15 protein-coding genes are annotated in these 19,101 nt (G+C 53.6%); 12 read left to right on the top strand and 3 right to left on the bottom strand.

Annotation, left to right across the window (positions count from 1 at the left end):
- Window positions 1-17 precede the first annotated feature (17 nt).
- The 3 genes from guaA (at window position 18) to ACJ9N4_RS07330 (ending at window position 5,204) form a co-directional block, all read left to right on the top strand.
- Entirely contained in the window at window positions 18-1,595 is a 1,578-nt protein-coding gene (guaA, locus tag ACJ9N4_RS07340; protein ID WP_182918774.1) for a glutamine-hydrolyzing GMP synthase, read from the top strand.
- Between the two features lie 379 nt (window positions 1,596-1,974).
- Window positions 1,975-3,255 carry a DUF262 domain-containing protein gene (locus ACJ9N4_RS07335; protein WP_411500369.1) on the top strand — a complete coding sequence of 427 codons (1,281 nt, stop codon included), beginning with the start codon at window positions 1,975-1,977 and terminating at the stop codon, window positions 3,253-3,255.
- Window positions 3,252-5,204, top strand: coding sequence for a DUF262 domain-containing protein (locus ACJ9N4_RS07330; protein WP_411500368.1), 1,953 nt, complete (start codon window positions 3,252-3,254; stop codon window positions 5,202-5,204). The genes ACJ9N4_RS07335 and ACJ9N4_RS07330 overlap by 4 nt, the downstream gene beginning before the upstream one ends.
- A gap of 635 nt (window positions 5,205-5,839) precedes the next feature.
- On the opposite strand, the gene ACJ9N4_RS07325 is transcribed toward ACJ9N4_RS07330, so the two are convergent.
- Together ACJ9N4_RS07325 and ACJ9N4_RS07320 are read right to left on the bottom strand one after the other, a co-directional pair.
- On the bottom strand, window positions 5,840-7,033 hold the full coding sequence (locus tag ACJ9N4_RS07325) for a hypothetical protein (protein ID WP_411500367.1): 1,194 nt from the start codon (window positions 7,031-7,033) through the stop codon (window positions 5,840-5,842).
- 66 nt (window positions 7,034-7,099) lie between these two features.
- The gene (locus ACJ9N4_RS07320; protein WP_276294358.1) at window positions 7,100-7,399 is read right to left on the bottom strand and encodes a hypothetical protein; all 300 of its coding nucleotides are present in this window, start codon (window positions 7,397-7,399) and stop codon (window positions 7,100-7,102) included.
- Window positions 7,400-7,894: 495 nt separating this feature from the next.
- Here ACJ9N4_RS07320 and ACJ9N4_RS07315 point away from each other — a divergent pair, with 495 nt between their 5' ends.
- Together ACJ9N4_RS07315 and ACJ9N4_RS07310 are read left to right on the top strand one after the other, a co-directional pair.
- The gene (locus ACJ9N4_RS07315; RefSeq protein ID WP_004853132.1) at window positions 7,895-8,128 is read left to right on the top strand and encodes a type II toxin-antitoxin system Phd/YefM family antitoxin; all 234 of its coding nucleotides are present in this window, start codon (window positions 7,895-7,897) and stop codon (window positions 8,126-8,128) included.
- A gap of 29 nt (window positions 8,129-8,157) precedes the next feature.
- Complete coding sequence (locus ACJ9N4_RS07310) at window positions 8,158-8,490, top strand: type II toxin-antitoxin system RelE/ParE family toxin (protein WP_411500366.1); 333 nt, start codon at window positions 8,158-8,160, stop codon at window positions 8,488-8,490.
- Between the two features lie 5 nt (window positions 8,491-8,495).
- On the opposite strand, the gene ACJ9N4_RS07305 is transcribed toward ACJ9N4_RS07310, so the two are convergent.
- Window positions 8,496-9,326 (bottom strand): MurR/RpiR family transcriptional regulator, encoded by an 831-nt coding sequence (locus ACJ9N4_RS07305; protein WP_182272269.1) that lies wholly within the window; start codon window positions 9,324-9,326, stop codon window positions 8,496-8,498.
- A 294-nt stretch (window positions 9,327-9,620) separates the two neighbouring features.
- On the opposite strand from ACJ9N4_RS07305, the gene ACJ9N4_RS07300 reads away from it, so the two are divergent.
- The 7 genes from ACJ9N4_RS07300 (at window position 9,621) to ACJ9N4_RS07270 (ending at window position 19,095) form a co-directional block, all read left to right on the top strand.
- Window positions 9,621-11,126: a CoA-acylating methylmalonate-semialdehyde dehydrogenase gene (locus ACJ9N4_RS07300; protein WP_182918773.1), complete on the top strand. Its 1,506-nt coding sequence runs from the start codon at window positions 9,621-9,623 to the stop codon at window positions 11,124-11,126.
- Between the two features lie 11 nt (window positions 11,127-11,137).
- On the top strand, window positions 11,138-13,063 hold the full coding sequence (gene iolD / locus ACJ9N4_RS07295; protein WP_182918772.1) for a 3D-(3,5/4)-trihydroxycyclohexane-1,2-dione acylhydrolase (decyclizing): 1,926 nt from the start codon (window positions 11,138-11,140) through the stop codon (window positions 13,061-13,063).
- 301 nt (window positions 13,064-13,364) lie between these two features.
- Window positions 13,365-14,351, top strand: a complete 987-nt coding sequence (gene iolG, locus ACJ9N4_RS07290; RefSeq protein ID WP_182272266.1) for an inositol 2-dehydrogenase — start codon at window positions 13,365-13,367, stop codon at window positions 14,349-14,351.
- A gap of 32 nt (window positions 14,352-14,383) precedes the next feature.
- The gene (locus tag ACJ9N4_RS07285; RefSeq protein WP_182918771.1) at window positions 14,384-15,313 is read left to right on the top strand and encodes a substrate-binding domain-containing protein; all 930 of its coding nucleotides are present in this window, start codon (window positions 14,384-14,386) and stop codon (window positions 15,311-15,313) included.
- Window positions 15,314-15,363: 50 nt separating this feature from the next.
- Window positions 15,364-16,911, top strand: a complete 1,548-nt coding sequence (locus ACJ9N4_RS07280) for a sugar ABC transporter ATP-binding protein (protein ID WP_182272265.1) — start codon at window positions 15,364-15,366, stop codon at window positions 16,909-16,911.
- 11 nt (window positions 16,912-16,922) lie between these two features.
- Window positions 16,923-17,951: an ABC transporter permease gene (locus tag ACJ9N4_RS07275; RefSeq protein WP_182272264.1), complete on the top strand. Its 1,029-nt coding sequence runs from the start codon at window positions 16,923-16,925 to the stop codon at window positions 17,949-17,951.
- Window positions 17,952-17,961: 10 nt separating this feature from the next.
- Window positions 17,962-19,095, top strand: a complete 1,134-nt coding sequence (locus tag ACJ9N4_RS07270) for a Gfo/Idh/MocA family protein (RefSeq protein ID WP_182918770.1) — start codon at window positions 17,962-17,964, stop codon at window positions 19,093-19,095.
- The last annotated feature ends 6 nt before the right edge of the window (window positions 19,096-19,101 follow it).

The raw sequence follows: 19,101 nt of genomic DNA, 5'->3' as shown, positions 1-19,101 counted from the left end.
CCTCGGAATTAGCGTCAATGACGGAAAACATTCATAAACATCGCATTCTCATCCTGGACTTCGGTTCTCAGTACACTCAGCTGGTAGCGCGTCGCGTGCGTGAACTGGGCGTTTACTGTGAGCTGTGGGCGTGGGATGTTACGGAAGCACAGATCCGCGAATTCAATCCAAGCGGCATCATCCTTTCCGGCGGCCCGGAAAGCACCACTGAAGACAACAGCCCGCGCGCACCGCAGTACGTGTTCGAAGCAGGCGTGCCGGTATTCGGCGTTTGCTACGGCATGCAGACGATGGCAATGCAGCTGGGCGGCCACGTAGAAGGTTCTAACGAGCGTGAGTTCGGCTATGCGCAGGTTGAAGTGGTTACCGATAGCGCGCTGGTGCGCGGTATTGAAGACTCCCTGACCGCAGAAGGCAAACCGCTGCTGGACGTGTGGATGAGCCACGGCGATAAAGTGACCGCTATCCCGTCTGATTTCGTGACCGTTGCCAGCACCGAAAGCTGCCCGTTCGCAATTATGGCGAACGAAGAAAAACGCTTCTACGGCGTGCAGTTCCACCCGGAAGTGACCCACACCCGTCAGGGCATGCGCATGCTGGAGCGCTTCGTGCGTGACATCTGCCAGTGCGAAGCGCTGTGGACGCCAGCAAAAATCATCGACGACGCCATTGAGCGTATCCGTCAGCAGGTTGGCGATGACAAAGTGATCCTCGGCCTGTCCGGCGGCGTTGACTCCTCCGTCACCGCAATGCTGCTGCATCGTGCTATCGGCAAAAACCTGACCTGCGTCTTCGTGGATAACGGTCTGCTGCGCCTGAATGAAGCGCAGCAGGTGATGGACATGTTCGGTGACCACTTCGGTCTGAACATCGTTCACGTGGAAGGCGAGAAGCGTTTCCTGGATGCGCTGGCGGGTGAAAATGACCCGGAAGCCAAACGTAAAATCATTGGTCGCGTGTTCGTGGAAGTGTTCGACGAAGAAGCGCTGAAGCTGGAAGACGTGAAGTGGCTGGCGCAGGGGACTATCTACCCGGACGTTATCGAATCTGCGGCATCCGCAACCGGTAAAGCACACGTCATCAAATCTCACCACAACGTGGGCGGCCTGCCGAAAGAGATGAAGATGGGCCTGGTTGAACCACTGCGTGAGCTGTTCAAAGACGAAGTGCGTAAGATTGGTCTGGAGCTGGGTCTGCCGTACGACATGCTCTACCGTCACCCGTTCCCGGGCCCGGGTCTTGGCGTGCGCGTGCTGGGCGAAGTGAAGAAAGAGTACTGCGACCTGCTGCGTCGCGCGGACGCTATCTTCATCGAAGAGCTGCACAAAGCCGACCTGTACAACAAAGTGAGCCAGGCGTTTACCGTGTTCCTGCCGGTTCGCTCCGTTGGCGTAATGGGCGATGGCCGCAAATACGACTGGGTTGTCTCCCTGCGTGCGGTAGAAACCATCGACTTTATGACCGCGCACTGGGCGCACCTGCCGTACGACTTCCTGGGACGTGTGTCCAACCGCATCATCAACGAAGTTAACGGCATTTCCCGTGTCGTTTATGACATCAGCGGTAAGCCACCGGCTACGATCGAGTGGGAGTGAGGCTATTATTTAACCTATTTTTTTATTTGATTTAGTGAGTGCCATTGATGATATTGACTGCATTATCAATGGCATTTTTCATGGTATAAGGCCGACGCTGAATCGAAGATATAGCAAATACCATGTGACCGTATCAGCAAATGCCATGGTATTGACAACCGGGTGCAGCGCTGTGCTGATGCCATCGATGCCCGCTTTTGGTCATAACCGCTCTCTCGACCCAAGCCTCCAGATCGTTAAATATGCGCCAGAGGAGTACTTCGTGATCGAAATTGTGAACAAGACAGCCGCCGTTCGGAATTGAAGTCTCAATATGGGTGAATAAAGTTTCGGAAAATACGCTGAGAAAATAGAAAAGCTTCAATGACGGGACATAGCAATGGCGATTAAAGGAGAGGACGGTGTTAGTGCAGTCACCGTTGATGAACTACTCAAGCAAGGCCTTCGGATACCGAACTATCAACGACCATACAGTTGGGAAGTATCGACCGCTCTACAACTGGTGGATGATCTCAGCGAAGCTCTTCGAGATACCGAACGAAAAGATATTCCCTATGTTTTGGGTGCAATCATTCTTCACGATGATGGTGAGTCTCTCAATGTAGTCGACGGACAGCAACGTCTGCTGACTTTGCGAATGATTCTTGCGGCCTTAGATCCGATAAATCATCAGATTTCGGTGTCTGGTAACAGCGAAACCCCTGTCTCCCTGGTTTGGATGGCGCTTCAAAGGCACCTGTCGCAGTTGGAAGATAAAAAAGATTTTTTGGATTTTATCTGTCACAAATGTCAGTTGGTGCGTATTGTGACGGACGATATTGATGAGGCATTTCGTGTCTTTGATTCCCAGAACTATCGCGGCAAACCGCTTGCCCCTCACGACTTGCTCAAAGCACACCACCTGCGCGAAATGCACGATGAGTCCGCTGCTATGAAAGTGGCTGTCGTTGAGGCTTGGGAAGCCGTAAAAGATGAGGATCTGGACAGGCTTTTTTCTACTTTTTTATACCGGATATCCAAGTGGTCACGAGGCGAGAGCTCGCTCGAGTTTACTATTCGGGACATCGGCATGTTCAAGGGCATTTCATCACGATCCCACAGACCATTTTCGCCAAATCTGCGATATCACCTTGCAGCACAAGCCGCTATGCCACTTCTAAGTGCATGGGCGGTGTCCTCTACACATGATGCACGAAATGCTGGGCGCAGCCGCTTTCAGCTTGATGCCCCCATAATCGCTGGGCGCTCATTTTTCGATATGGTGACATTCATGCTTGGCGAATTGAAGATACTGGAGAAAGAGGTTATCGACAGAGGTTTCAAAAACTTTGGCCCATCTCAAAGTCGCTACCGCTACGTGTACGAATTGTTCATTGCCGCGCTGCTTTGCTATACAAACAAGTTTGGCGATGAAGATGTGGATGAAGTGCGAAATAGGTTATTCGCATGGGCATATGCCTTGCGGGTCGAGTTACTTCGTGTGCAATTTGTATCTGCTGACAACCGAGCGCGAGGTAAAAACGATGCAAATAAATCACCTTTTGTTTTGCTACGCAACGCGATGACTGGAAGTGTTGTCCGCAAACTTCCAATAGCAAGTCAGCCATACAACGATAACCACGAAAAGGAACTCGTTGCTTTTATCAAGGGGCTGCAATGAGCAAGAAGGAGTTGAAACCCGAACTGTTAACAGTAGGCAAGCTATTCACGGACAATTATCTGATTCCTGTTTATCAACGGAACTATGCTTGGCGGGCCGAACAGATTGAGCAACTTATCAGCGATATTCAAGACTCGGTAGTTGGGGACCAGGACGACTATTTTCTTGGGAACCTTGTTGTAATCAAGCGGGGTGGAGAGGACGAGTTCGAGGTCATAGATGGACAACAACGACTTACAACCCTCTATCTGCTTCTGACCTTCTTGGAGCAAGATGGTGAGGGTGAGAAGCCGTCGGTTGGTCATGCAGGCCACTTGCAATATGAGTCGCGCGCACGGGCAACGGAAGCCCTGCGGCGAGTAGCACAGGAGGCGGCTAAGGAGCACGTCCGACCGCAGGGCTCCACGAGTAATGCAGATGCTGGCATCCATGAAGGCTACAGCATCATCAATCAGTTCTTCAAACAAAATGAAGCCCTTAATCGCTCACGCGAAAAATTCTCCGATTTTTTGCTAACGAAGGTGACTGTCGTCCGTGCCTCGCTGCCACCCAATACCGACCTCAATCGCTACTTCGAGATCATGAACACTCGTGGGCAGCAACTTAAGCAGGTTGATATTGTTAAGGCTCGCCTGATGAGCAGGCTGCCCAATCAATATGAACGCGAATGCTTCGCGTGGGTTTGGGATGCCTGTGCTGACATGGATTCTTATGTCCAGATGTCTCTGACCCGTGGTGACACCAGTTTGCGAAACAAAGTATTTGGCGATGAATGGTCCTGGCTGGAGGTGACCAGCTTCGCGTCGCTAATGGAAAGTAGTCCGCAATCCGGCACCAATTCATCAAGGCAATCCTCCGAAGGGGGATCGTTGTCCTTGGATGAGGCGTTGTCAAAATACGCTAAAGAGATCGAGTCAAATTCCACTGAAGACGAGGGCAACGAGCGGTTTCGTTCGACTATTGAGTTTCCGGCCTTTCTGCTACACGTTCTAAGAATTATAAAAGGCGATGAGGTCGAAGACGAAGGCCAGCTTGACGACAAGCGCCTCATCAAGTCATTTGACGACGCCGTAAATAATGCACCCGATGCTAAAGCCGATTGGGTGCGTAGTTTTGCATTCATGCTTCTCAAGTGCCGCAACCTCTTCGATGGCTTCATCTTGAAGCGTCAATTCACGGTGAACAACGGTGACAATGGCGATTGGTCTCTCCAGCGATTGAAGAAAGGCGGCACGGACAAGAAGCCAACCCCGACGTACATCCATGTTTTCTCGGCCAGCAATGGAAACTTAGAGGAGGACGGCGGTGCTGACCCACATACCCGAGATGTATTGTTGCTTCAGTCCATGCTTCGGATTACCTACACTTCTCCGCGAACGATGCACTGGATTACCAAAGTTCTTCGCTGGCTATCCGTTAAAGCCCCTCAAGACGCGAAACATGCGGATCTTGCCGATTTGTTGAAGGGGTATGCCCGCAGCAAGGTTAAAGAGACATTCCCCTTTGAGGAAGATCAGCAACCACAAGGGTTTGGTATCAGCCGTATCGTCTTTTCATACCTCGACTATCTTCTGTTGAGTGATTCCTCAAAACGAGATTTCAAATTTCAGTTCAGAACTTCCATTGAGCACTTTTATCCACAGCATCCGGACAAAGAACAGTCGGGCGCGGCTGTTTCAGGTTCTAGCCTTAACCTGCTTGGCAACCTCGCGCTCGTAAGCGTCAGCGCGAACTCAAAATTCAGCAATAGCCTTCCCAGAGCGAAGGCCGAAAACTTCAAGGATACGATTGAACTTCAAAGTCCCAAGCTCAAGAGAATGGCGGAAATCACTCGAAATACAAGCTGGGACGATCAGCAGATAACAGCACATCATGAAGAGATGGTGACATTGCTTCGTGATGATGTAAGTCTGGTGGAGGCAAGCGGAAGATCCTACCAGGGGCGTTGACTTCTTTGAATAACCGCTTTTGGACGAATGTCCCTTGTGGAGTGCAAGTTGTCAGTCTAAAAGCGTTTTGCGTCGGGCGATACGATCAGTACAGCTCCCAGGTTTTCTTACCATGGTATTTTGTGTGGTATCGACATGCAAAGATAATGCTATTCTGTTGATTTTACAGTGTTTTAAGGCGGCACTGATCATCGAGTGGGAATGAGTTATTTCGTAACTAATTGATTATAAATAATTACTCTATGCCATCGATGATTTTGTTCACATCATCAATGGCGTTTTTTATGGTACTTCACAGAGGACCATATTGCCAAGACCGATAATATGTGATTGATCTATTAAGATTCTGGTAGCATTTTCGGTTGTAGGATGGCCAAATGCTTGTCTCTGTGTGACGTTTATTAGGGCTTCGCTAGTGTATTGTGCCAAAGTCGAATAATGTTAGTGGCGGCGGAGAAAGGGGCGTCAATTTACACAGTGCGAATGTGAGACTAGTGCTAATGGCCCATCCGAACACTCGGGGCAAAACCTTGATTGACCGTTATGCGTTTGGAACCGATGGCAACTGTCCTCAGCTCTGATGCTTAGTTATGGCGAGGTAGGCCGCGAAGCAATATCAACCTAGGTACAAGCACTCATGGAAGCCAGCCCGTCAAAATCAGAATGATCGTCCTTAAGTCATGATCATCAGGTAACCTTGAGGGAACTGATTCTGGATAGTTCAACCCATCATGTAGTGTCTTCATCGCCTCTTCACCCAGTACCGAGAGCCAGTCATTGACCCGTAAGCTCTCGCACAGTCGCTGCGCGCTATCGTATATGACATCGTAATGACGTTTCTGATCCTCCATCAATTGAACTTCAAAAGCACTAACTTTATCGGTGACTAAGGCCTCGTCAAGATGCTGTTTGACTCGTAACTCTGTCTGGTAAAGGAATATCAGATGTGCGCGCAGACAATGACCACGTGATTGAATGTGTGGCATATTGTCGGTCTGCCAATCAGTGTAGGTGCTCGAAAGGGAGGGGAATCGTTTCAAATACTCCAGAGCCTGTAGGTGATAAAACCCAACATAGATCGCACGCAGTATTCGTATAGGGTCTTCACCGTCTATGAGACCTTCAGCCAATACAAAATCTGAGGCGAAGATGTCACAAAATACCTCCTCTTCAGTTTGTGATTTAGCTAGCGAGGAAAGTTGTGCTTGTCTAAAGCGCTGACCCTCCTCAGATTCTAGTCCCAATCTGATATCACGAATTGCAGCATCGAAATCTTGATGATGCAGGGCTGCAGAAGGTCTATCGCGGAACGACTCAAGCGATTCATTCAGCGGTTTTTTTTTCACTTGAACTTGGTGCTGAATGAGGAATTGTACGTGCTCACGCATAACTGGTAAGAGTGTGGGCTTTGAGAAAACACGATGCCCAAGTTCGTGGTAAAGCAAGAATCGCTCATGGGTCCGTGTCAGCAAGTTGCGCCAAGTCTCGTCTGAGTGTCTAGGATCTAGAACTTCACGCGAGGAGTGGTATACCGACGCACAATGTAATGCGTTAGCTAACTGCCCAACATCAATAAGTCTCTCTGCCAACACTTTGTGAAAATAGACAAGCGATGGGTGCGCATCCTCCGACTCTATGAAAAGCCTGTTCAGCATATTCATCGTCTGACCGATGTACTGGTCATAAATTAACCAAGACACTCCTGACACAGTAACGTGTTCTACCCTTCGCGTCGATGAGTACACGATTTTGATATCGAGAGGTAAACCTAACTGTTCTGCAATCGACTTCAGGCGCAGGATTGTAGTTTCGTATAGCGTCTCGTTCACTCTTGCTCCAATGTTTAGGCGCGTAGCAGTGATGAGTCGGTCAATCGACGAGGTTTTCTTCATCGGCTAATTGTGGGGTTTGTTGACGACATTACTCTTGAGGATATCCATAAGGGTTTTTTCGCTAACACCATGGATCTCAATACCATCAACAAGTACCCGTACATGCTTCTTCGCGGCAATCTGTGCTAGTACAACTTTGACAATGCCGGTAATTACCAATGGTCCCAGCGTCATCACCGCAGTGAAAAGCTGGACACCATCTATTCCTTGGTGCTCAGAAGAAAAACCATCGGAATCCTTGCCAAGTAATTCTAATTGCTCCAAAACCTGCACATCAGAAACCTCAATTGCAATTTCAGACATTCTATTCCTCGTAAAATGTTCGCGCCGATCTACTAAAAGTGATCCATGGTGCTGATTGAAAGCTATGCCAGATCGTCAAACCGCGTGAAGGTTTGTAAGGTTGCGGGCAATCTTACATGATATGACTATTGAGCCGCAATCTGTGTAGGTCAGGAGTGTAGAAGTGATCGTAGTGCTGCTTGTTGAGGCTGGTCGGCAAGCACCGTTAGCTGTCGCAGAAGTGAGTGTTGTCTGAATGCAACTGTAGGTGGTGTTTTTCGTGGTATCTGCTAAGTAATTACTTTCAGTGTATTGATTTATTTATATTTTATCTCATCATTGATAGCTGAGTGGGAATAAGTTTCCCCCGTTAGTCAGTGAACAAAACCCTCTGTTATTACAGAGGGTTTTTTTATCTACGGCGATGCTGACCTTAGGAAACGTCAATCGGCTATTGTTGGTGGTCTAAATATGGTCTATATTAAAACTAAGGCATGACCATCAGGTGGACGCATCATGAAAGTAGAGACAATCAGCTACGTTAAAAAGAACGCGGCAACGCTCGATCTGTCAGAACCCATCCTGGTTACACAAAATGGTGTACCTGCTTATGTTATAGAATCCTATGACCAGCAGCAGGAACGGGAAAATGCCATTGCTTTGCTGAAGCTTCTTACCCTGTCAGAAAAAGATAAAGCGGAAGGGCGCGTGTTCTCCAAAGACCAGTTGCTGGATGGGCTTGCGGATTAATGCAGAGTGCTTAACGTTAAGGGACTTTCATGGAACAGCGGGTGACCTTTGAGTACACGCTTACGGTAAAGCACTGCCTCGACACAATAACGGGTTTCCTGCGCCGTATTGATGTTGAGCCACGCCCGGTTATCGCAGATATTCTCACACAGTTTGAGAGTACCGTTGGTCAGTTCCCGCAGGGGTGCCAGATTTGCCCTGAGCTACTGAAAATTGGCTGTGCCAAATACCGGGAGTTTAACCACGCTGAAGGCTACCGGGTTTTGTACTCAGTAGACGGAACGTTAGTGACAGCACATGCGATCCTGGCACATCGACAGGATATCCAGCAGTTACTTTTTAAGCGTCTGATAACCATGTAATGACCTCACTTCCCGCCACCCAACTGATACGCCAGCGCCACCACCAGCGACTGCACCAGGCATAGCGTTGCTGACTGAGAGCGGAACGCATCCACCTGCGCCTCTTTCACCACAAAGCAGAGATCGCTAAATGTCGCCAGCGGGCTTATCTGGCTGTCGGTGATCACAATCTGCCGTGCGCCAACGCTGGCGGCGGTTTCGCTGACCATCACCGTCTCTTCCGCGTACGGCGAGAAGCTAATCGACACCACAATGTCGCGTGCCTTAATGCGGTTGATCTGTTCGCGCAGCATTCCGCCCATCCCGTCGAGCAGAACAGGGCGGCACTCCAGATGGCTCAGGGCGTAGGTCAGATAGGCTGCTACGCTAAAAGAACGGCGCAGGCCAGCAATGTAGATGGTATCGGCTTCAGCCAGTAGCTGTACCGCGCGTTCGAGCATTTCCGGTTCGGCACGGGCGGCCAGCTGCTGAAGTGCCTGCGCATTGGAACGCGCAAACTCCTGCAGGATATCCAGCGGCGTTTCCGGGACGGCTTCGCTCTCCATTTCGCGGAACATTCGCGCGCGGTCGCTGTAGCTGGCGGTCTCTTCAACCAGGTTCATTCGAAACAGCTGTTTCATTTCGTTGAAGCCGGTGAAGTCAAACGCGTTAGCAAAGCGGATCAACGTCGACGGTGGAACATCGGCGCGTTCAGCAATGACGGCGACCGTATCAAAGGCCACGCTGTTCGTGTTATCCAGCACATAGCGGGAGACCTGCTGCAGCCTCTTACTCAGGTTATCGTAGCGATCGCGGATTTGCTGCTGCAGTTCGTTCAGGCTGGTTGCTGTCGTCATTTTGTCCCCCAAATACAGTTTTATGATTCTAAACGCAAAACCGCGTCTTTTAAATGTCGGCCATCCATCTGGCATCAAAAATGAAACAGAAGCTTCAGCCATTGACTCGTGTGAAATTCCTTAATAGCGCAGGCTGTGCCAGTGATGTTGGTCGTTAACATAAAAATCCATCCTTGATCACAATAATCATCATTTATTTTATTTCAACTTAAAATGGAATATTTGTTTCATATATAGTGTTCAGTAAACACAGTGTTCAGGTAACAATCACGTATCAACAGCGAGAGGTTAAGGATGGAGACGGTAGCGAATTTTATTCACGGCGAATGTGTCACCGGTTCAGGCCAGCGCGTTCAGGCAATCTTCAACCCGGCCACTGGCGAGCAGATCCGCCAGGTGGTGATGAGTACGGCACAGGAAACCGGGCAGGCCATTGCGGCCGCGCAGCAGGCGTTTCCGGCGTGGTCACGTCATTCTCCGCTTAAACGCGCACGAGTGATGTTCCGCTTCAAAGCGTTGCTGGAGGAGAACACCGAGAGGCTTGCCCGCTTAATTAGCGAAGAGCATGGCAAAGTGTTTTCCGACGCGGTCGGTGAACTGACCCGTGGACTGGAAGTGGTGGAGTTCGCCTGCGGTATTCCGCATCTGCAAAAAGGTGAGCACTCTGCCAACGTCGGTACCGGCGTCGATAGCCACTCGCTGATGCAGCCGCTCGGAGTTTGTGTCGGGATCACACCGTTTAACTTCCCGGCGATGGTGCCGATGTGGATGTTCCCGATTGCGCTGGCGACGGGTAATACCTTCGTGCTGAAACCGTCGGAAAAAGATCCTTCCTTGGCACTCGCACTGGCAAAACTGCTGAAAGAGGCCGGGCTGCCGGACGGTGTATTCAACGTCGTGCAGGGCGATAAAGAGTCCGTTGACGTGCTGCTGACTGACCCGCGCGTGCAGGCGGTGAGTTTTGTCGGCTCAACGCCAATTGCGGAATACATTTACCAGACTGCATCCGCCCACGGTAAACGCTGTCAGGCGCTGGGTGGGGCGAAAAACCACTGCATTCTTATGCCAGACGCCGACATGGATATGGCGACGAATGCCATTATGGGCGCAGCCTATGGTGCGGCGGGTGAACGCTGTATGGCGCTCTCTGTGGTGCTGGCGGTCGGTGATAAAGCAGCAGATGACCTTTGTGCGCGGCTGGAAAAACAGATCGCCGTACTGCGCGTTGGGCCAGGTCTGGATCAGACGCCGGAAAACGAGATGGGGCCACTGATCTCCTCAGTACACCGTAGCAAAGTGCTGGGCTATATCGACAGCGGAGAATCACAGGGGGCGAACCTGCGCGTCGACGGGCGTGGTTTCAGTGTTAAAGGCCATGAGAAGGGTTACTTTGTCGGGCCGACCCTGTTCGATAACGTCACGCCAGAGATGACCATCTATAAAGAAGAGATTTTCGGGCCGGTGCTTTCTGTGGTGCGCGTAGCAGATTACAACAGCGCAGTGGAACTGATTAACCGTCATGAATATGGTAATGGCACGGCGATTTTCACCCGTGACGGCGGCTGCGCGCGGCGCTTCTGCGAAGAGGTACAGGCCGGTATGGTTGGTGTAAACGTGCCGATCCCGGTACCGATGGCGTTCCATAGCTTTGGCGGCTGGAAGCGTTCCATTTTTGGCGCACTTAACGTCCACGGCAATGACGGCGTGCGTTTCTACACCCGAATGAAAACCGTCACTGCGCGCTGGCCTGAAATGCAGCAAGACACCGGCGCTGCATTCTCCATGCCGACGCTGGGCTGACAGGAGGTGTTATGCAAACCGAACGTATGACTATGGCCCAGGCGCTGGTCAGGTTCCTGAATCAACAATATGTCTGTGTCGATGGACAAGAAACGCCCTTCGTGGAGGGCGTGGCGACCATCTTTGGTCATGGTAATGTGCTTGGCATCGGTCAGGCGCTGGAGCAGGATGCCGGCCATCTGAAAGTGATGCAGGGATGTAACGAGCAGGGCATTGCCCATATGGCGACAGGATTCGCCAAACAGCACCGTCGCCAGCGTATTTTTGCCGTGACGTCATCCGTCGGGCCGGGGGCGGCTAACATGGTGACGGCGGCAGCGACCGCCACGGCGAACCGCATCCCGCTGCTTCTGCTACCGGGTGATGTTTATGCCAGTCGCCAGCCAGACCCGGTGTTGCAGCAAATTGAGCAGTATCACGATCTCAGTATCAGCACCAATGATTGCTTCCGTCCGGTTTCCCGCTACTGGGATCGTATCAACCGGCCGGAACAGTTAATGAGTGCGATGTTAAGTGCGATGCGAACGCTGACTGACCCCGCAAACACGGGGGCGGTGACTATTTGCCTGCCGCAGGATGTGCAGGGCGAGGCGTGGGATTATCCGCTGAGCTTCTTTGCGCGTCGCGTGCATCACATAGAGCGTCGACCGCCTGACCCACAGCGTCTGGCACGGGCTCAGGATCTGATTGCCCGCAAACACCGTCCGCTGGTGGTATGCGGTGGTGGGGTGCGCTATTCCGGTGCGCATGATGCGTTTCGCGAGTTTGTCGAGACGCTGCAACTGCCGTTTGCCGAAACCCAGGCCGGAAAGGGGGCGCTGGTCAGCGATCACCCGCTGAACATGGGGGGGATTGGAGTGACGGGCGGGATGGCGGCGAATCAGCTCGCCCCGCAGGCCGATCTGGTGATTGGCATCGGGACACGCCTGACGGACTTTACGACGGGCTCAAAAGCGCTGTTTTCCCATCCGGATGTTGAGTTTCTGCTGCTGAACGTAGCGGAGTTTGATGCCCTGAAGCTGGACGCCACCGCGCTGATTGCCGATGCCCACACCGGGCTGACGGCATTAACCCAGGCGCTTAAGCATTACCGCAGCCGCTGGGGTGATGAGATCTCACTGGCGCGGGAAGCCTGGCACGACGAGTGCCGCCGTCTGTGGATGCGGGACTGGCACCCTGATGATGCGCCCGAAGTGGCGGGGCATCTTGATGCACAGCTGGCAGAGTACGGCGACACGCTCAACACCCGGTTGACCCAGACGCGGGTGCTGGGGCTTATTAACCAGCATATTGAAGATAACGCCATCGTGGTGGGGGCCGCCGGTTCGCTGCCGGGGGATCTACAGCGGCTCTGGCAGGTCAAAACGCCGGACAGCTACCATCTGGAGTACGGCTATTCCTGTATGGGATACGAGATTGCCGCCGCCATCGGGGCGAAGCTGGCGAAACCACAGCAGCCGGTTTACGCCGCAGTGGGAGACGGCTCATACATGATGCTGCACTCCGAGCTGCAAACGGCGGTGCAGGAGGGGATAAAAGTCACCATTCTGCTGTTTGATAACGCCAGCTTCGGCTGTATTAACAACCTGCAGATGGGGCACGGAATGGGCAGCTTTGGCACGGAAAACCGCCACCGCAACCCGCTTACCGGGCGGCTGGACGGGCCACTGGTGAAGGTCGATTTTGCCAAAAATGCCGAAAGCTATGGCTGTCGCGCATGGCGGGTGCATGATGAGCAAAGTCTTCTGACGGCGCTGGAAGCGTCCCGTGCGCATCCCGGGCCAACGCTACTGGATATCAAAGTGCTGCCGAAAACCATGACCCATGATTATGCGTCCTGGTGGCGAACCGGTGATGCGCAGGTGGCTGAATCACTTGCGGTTCGTCACGCGGCTGAGCAAACCCAGGAGATGCTGAAAAAAGCCCGTCAGTATTAAGTTTTCCCACCGTAACGAAATTTTCATTTCATTTTCTTTTTTCCCTCACCCGGACCCTCTCCCCACAGGGGAGAGGGAGAAAAGACGGCTCTGTACCGTTCCCTCTTCCCTTTGGGAAGAGGGTTATGGTGAGGGGCATATCGTCCACGATGTTGTGAGATTGATAACAAAATTTATCTCATTCATCTCAAAAGTGTTAACCCGCACTCAAAAACATAATTTTCACTATTTATAAAAATGAAATAAATGTTTTATTTATAGGGTCGTTAGTTCACAGCATTCACCAACACCGGGAGCCGTTATGTTTAACATTGCTTTACTGGGCGCTGGCCGAATTGGCCAGGTACATGCAGCTAACATCGCCAGCCACAACGCGACCACGCTCTGGTCCGTGGTCGACCCGAATCAGGAATTTGCCACTCGTCTCGCGACACACTATCAGGCGCGCCAACAGAGCCTGGATGAAGCGATGAACGACCCTAATGTTCATGCCGTGCTGATTGCCTCCGCCACGGATACCCACGCGGATCTGATTGAAATGGCTGCCCGTCATGGCAAAGCCATCTTCTGTGAAAAGCCCGTACACCTGGATCTTGCCCGCGTGCGCGACTGTCTGAAAGTGGTCAAAGAGTATGACGTACCGCTGTTCATCGGCTTTAACCGTCGTTTTGACCCGCAGTTTCGTCGTGTGAAAACCGACGTGCTGGCCGGGCGTATCGGTAAGCCGGAATCGCTGCTGATCATCTCGCGCGATCCGTCTCCTCCGCCTGCAGAATATGTGCGCGTTTCCGGCGGCATGTTCCGTGATATGACCATCCATGATTTTGATATGGCGCGCTTCATCATGGGTGAAGAGCCAGTGTCGGTGTTTGCCCAGGGCAGCAATCTGGTTGACCCGGCGATTGGTGAGGCGGGCGATATCGACACCGCGTTTATTGTCCTGAAATATGCCTCCGGCGCGATGGCAACCATCGTTAACAGCCGTCGCTCTGCCTACGGCTACGACCAGCGTCTTGAGCTGCACGGCTCTGAAGGGCTGCTGTGCGCGGGCAATATCCTTGAAAACCAGGTGCAGCATTACGGCAAACAGGGCTGCACCAGTGCGCTGCCGGAACACTTCTTCCTGCAACGCTACAAATCCGCCTATGCCGCGGAATGGGAACACTTCGTTGCGGTACTGCGCGGCGAAACGGTTCCTGATTGCAGCGGCGATGATGGTGAACGTGCGCTGTACCTTGCGGATAAAGCGCTGGAATCACTGCGTAGCCAGCGTGAGATCGTCCTCTAAACCACAACAACCCTACACAGAGAGACATAATAATGAAAAAACTGATCTTAGCCGCCCTCATCGCCATGACATCCGGGGCAGCAATGGCCGAAAGCGAGCAAATCGTATTCAGTACGCCAAACCTGGCCATGCCGTTTGAAGTCCACATGCAGCGCACGGCAGTGAAAGCGGCGAAAGAAATGGGGGTGAACCTGCAGGTGCTGGATGGTCAGGGAAGTTCGCCGAAGCAGGTGGCTGACCTGGAAAATGCCATCACCCGTGGGGCGCAGGGATTCATCGTCTCCCCGAATGACGTGAACGCCGTTTCCAGCGCGGTAGATGAAATTCAGGATGCGAAACTGCCTATCGTCACGCTCGACCGCTCCGTCGACAGCCAGAAGAAAGTGCCGCACTTTGGCGCTAACAACTATAAAGGGGGGCAGGCGATTGGCGACTTCGTCAAAACCAAATTCCCCAACGGGGCAGACATCATTCTGCTGACCGGTCAGCCAGGTTCCTCCTCTAACATCGAGCGCACCAAAGGCATTCGCGACAGCCTGAAAGCGGGGGGCGATAAGTACAAGATCGTCGCCGATCAGACCGGTAACTGGATGCGCTCTGAAGGCATGCGCATTGTGGAAAGCGTACTGCCGTCGCTGCCAAAACGCCCTCAGGTGATCCTCTCTGCGAACGACGATATGGCGCTGGGCGCGATTGAAGCCCTGCAAGGGCAGGGCGTGAAGCCGGGTGAAATTCTTGTCACCGGCTTTGATGCGGTGCCTGAAGCGCTGGCCCGCGTGCGCGACGGTTGGCTGGCGGTGACAGCCGATCAGCGTCCGGGTTTCGCGGTACAAACGGCGATGAGCCAGCTGGTGGCGAACGTGCGTGAGAAGAAAGCGATCACCGGTGCTGACTACCCACCAACGCTTATCACCAAAGAGAACCTGCAGCAGGCTGAGCGTATCGGTGAGGCCGGTAACTAACATATTCGGAGCCGCCCCAGCGGCGGCTCCTTATGAGGAGGAGCAGACTGATGTCGCAACCCTTACTGAAAGTGACCGACCTGGCAAAAAGCTTTTCCGGCGTCTGGGCGCTGAGCAGCGCTCAGTTGACCGTCGGCAGCGGAGAAATTCACGCTCTGCTGGGTGAAAACGGAGCGGGAAAGTCCACGCTGTTGAAAGCACTTGCGGGCGCACAGCCGCAAACGCGCGGGGATATCTGGTTCAACGGCGAAACGCTGCCAGTGGATGATTCTCCGGTGGCGCGGCAGAACAAGGGCATTATCACTATCTATCAGGAATTTAACCTGCTGCCCAATATGACCGTCGCGGAAAATATGTTCCTGGGCCGCGAGCCGCGCAAGCGTAACCTGATTGTCGACGAGAAGGCGGTAAATCAGGAAGCGCAGGTCATTCTCGATTACCTGCAGCTGAACGTTGCGCCGACTACGCCTGTTGCTCGTCTGAGCGTGGCCCAGCAGCAGATGGTGGAAATCGCCCGGGCGCTGACGCTGAACGCCAGACTGATCATTATGGACGAGCCTTCCGCAGCCCTGAGTGACAGCGAGGTGGAGAGCCTGCACCGCGTGGTGCGGGAGCTTAAAAGCCGTGGCGTGAGCATTATTTATGTCACTCACCGTCTGCACGAAGTCTTTCAGCTTTGCGATCGGTTTACCGTTTTCCAGGATGGCCGCTTCACTGGCTCCGGGGCGGTCGCGGATACCACCGTAGAGCAGTTGATCCGCCTGATGGTGGGACGCGACGTGGCCTTTAACCGTCGCCCTTCCAGCGAAACGCATCATGAAGACAAACCCATTCGTCTGGCGGTGAAGGGGCTGAGCCGTGAAAAGCCGCCGCTGGATCCACATGGCATTGCGCTGCATGACATCAGCTTCCACGTTCATGCTGGCGAAGTGCTGGGGATTGCCGGGCTGGTGGGGGCCGGGCGAACCGAAGTGGCGCGCTGCCTGTTTGGTGCCGACGCCTTTACCTCCGGTGTGTTTGAACTGGACGGCGTACCGTATCAGCCGCGCGACCCGCTTTACGCACTGGATCAGGGCGTGGCGCTGGTGCCGGAAGATCGTAAAAAAGAGGGCGCGGTGCTGGGCCTGTCAATTCGCGACAACCTGTCACTCTCCTGCCTCTCTTCATTGCTGCACTGGCGCTGGTTCGTCAACACCCGCAAAGAGGACGACCTGATTGAGTCTTACCGTCAGGCGTTGCAAATCAAGATGGTCAACAGCGAGCAGGAGGTACGTAAGCTCTCCGGCGGGAATCAACAAAAAGTGATCCTCGCACGCTGCATGGCGCTGAACCCGCGCGTGCTGATCGTTGATGAGCCGACGCGAGGCATTGACGTTGGCACCAAATCGGAAGTGCATCAGGTGCTGTTTGATATGGCAAAAAAAGGCGTGGCGGTGATCGTGATCTCCTCCGATCTGCCTGAGGTGATGGCGGTTTCTGACCGGATCATCACCCTGAGTGAAGGCCGGGTTACCGGCGAGATCCACGGCGACGACGCCAGTGAAGAGCGGCTTATGACGATGATGGCCATCAACCACAACGCCCTGAACGCGGCATAACGGAGTTTCTCATGACGCAAATGATTTCTAAAACGCAGGTTCCGGTTAAACGCGCCGGGCGCATCGATCCCATCGCCTTTTTTGAGCGCTTCGGGGTGTTGATTTTCATGATCCTGCTGCTGATTTTCTTTCAGTTGCAGAACAGCAATTTTCTCTCTGAACGCAATATTTTCAATATCCTGACCGAAGTGTCTATCTACGGGATCATGGCCGTGGGGATGACCTTCGTCATTCTGACCGCCGGGATTGACCTGTCCGTGGGGTCCATTCTGGCGGTCTGCGCCATGACTGCCGCGTATGTGATTAAGGGTGACAACTTCACCACCGTCGATCCCAACGCCTGGGGCGGCATGAGCTGGCTGATTGGGCTGGGGATTTGTCTGGCAATGGGGACTGCCATTGGCTTCCTGCACGGTCTTGGCGTGACGCGCCTGCGTCTGCCGCCGTTTATCGTCACTCTCGGCGGGATGACCATCTGGCGTGGTCTGACGCTGGTGATTAACGACGGCGCACCGATTGCCGGTTTCGACCCGGGCTACCGCTGGTGGGGGCGTGGCGAGCTGCTCGGCATTTCGATTCCAATCTGGATCTTTGCTCTGGTCGCCATTGGCGGTTATCTGGCACTGCATAAAACCCGCTGGGGGCGCTTTGTGTACGCCATCGGTGGCAACCCGGAGGCGGCGCGCCTGGCCGGGGTCAATGTGAAGCGGGTGTTGGTGAGCGTCTACGTGCTGATTGGCTGTCTGGCGGGGCTGGCGGGCTTTATCCTCAGCGCGCGTCTGGGGAGTGCGGAAGCGGTGGCCGGGATCTCATTTGAGCTGCGCGTCATTGCCTCGGTGGTGATCGGCGGGACTTCGCTGATGGGCGGCTACGGACGTATCGGCGGCACCATCATCGGCTCGATCATTATGGGCATTCTGATTAACGGCCTGGTACTGATGAACGTCTCGGCCTACTACCAGCAAATTATTACCGGGTTAATTATCGTTCTGGCTGTGGCATTTGATACCTATGCCAAGAGCCGTCGCGGCGCATTGTGAGGGATAAATAATGAAAGAAGTACGCATTGGACTCATCGGTACCGGGTATATCGGCAAGGCACATGCCATTGCCTATGCCCAGGCACCGACGGTGTTTAACCTGCGCGGCAAACTGGTACGCGAAATGGTGGCGGAAGTGACCCCGGAACTGGCGGCCGAACGGGCGCAGGCGTTTGGCTTTAACCGCTCTACCGGTGACTGGCGCGCGCTGGTGGCGGATCCGGCCATCGACGTGGTGGACATTTGCTCGCCCAACCATCTGCATAAGGAGATGGCGCTGGAAGCGATTCGCCACGGCAAACACGTTTATTCGGAAAAGCCGCTGGCGCTGAATGCCCACGATGCGCGTGAAATGGTCGAGGCCGCCGAACGGGCAGGGGTGAAAACGCTGGTGGGTTTCAACTACATGAAAAACCCGACGGCACAGCTGGCGAAAGAGATTATTGCGCGCGGAGAAATTGGCGAGGTGATCCACTTCTACGGCACGCACAACGAAGACTACATGGCCGACCCGCTTTCCCCCATTCACTGGCACTGTTTTAAAGAGACGGCAGGGCTGGGGGCGCTGGGCGATCTGGCGGCGCATATTGTCAACATGGCGCACTATCTGGTCGGTGATATTGAGCAGGTCTGTGGTGACCTGAAGATTGTGGTGCCGGAGCGCCCGGCGAAGGTCGGTTCGGCGGAAATGATCGCGGTGGAAAACGAGGATCAGGCTCATGCGATGGTGCGTTTCGCGGGCGGGGCGCAGGGGGTCATTGAAACCTCCCGTGTCGCCTGTGGCCGCAAGATGGGGCTGTCGTATGTGATCACCGGTACCAAAGGAGCCATCAGTTTTACCCAGGAGCGGATGGCGGAACTGAAACTTTACCTGCATGACGATCCGGTCAACCGCCAGGGGTTCCGCACGTTGCTCGTTGGCCCGTCGCACCCGGACTATGGCGCATTTTGTATGGGGGCAGGGCATGGTATCGGTTTTAACGATCAAAAAACCGTGGAAGTGCGTGACCTGGTGGACGGCATTGCCACCGGTACGCCGATGTGGCCGGACTTCGAAGAGGGCTGGAAGGTGTCACGCGTACTTGACGCCATTGCACTCTCACACCAGCAAGGCCGCTGGCTGAACGTGAACGACATTGTCTGAAGAGGT

The organism is Enterobacter sp. LM3 (assembly GCF_046622475.1).
GTDB classification, from domain to species: domain Bacteria; phylum Pseudomonadota; class Gammaproteobacteria; order Enterobacterales; family Enterobacteriaceae; genus Enterobacter; species Enterobacter cloacae_P.
This window is presented reverse-complemented; position numbering and strand designations above follow the sequence as displayed.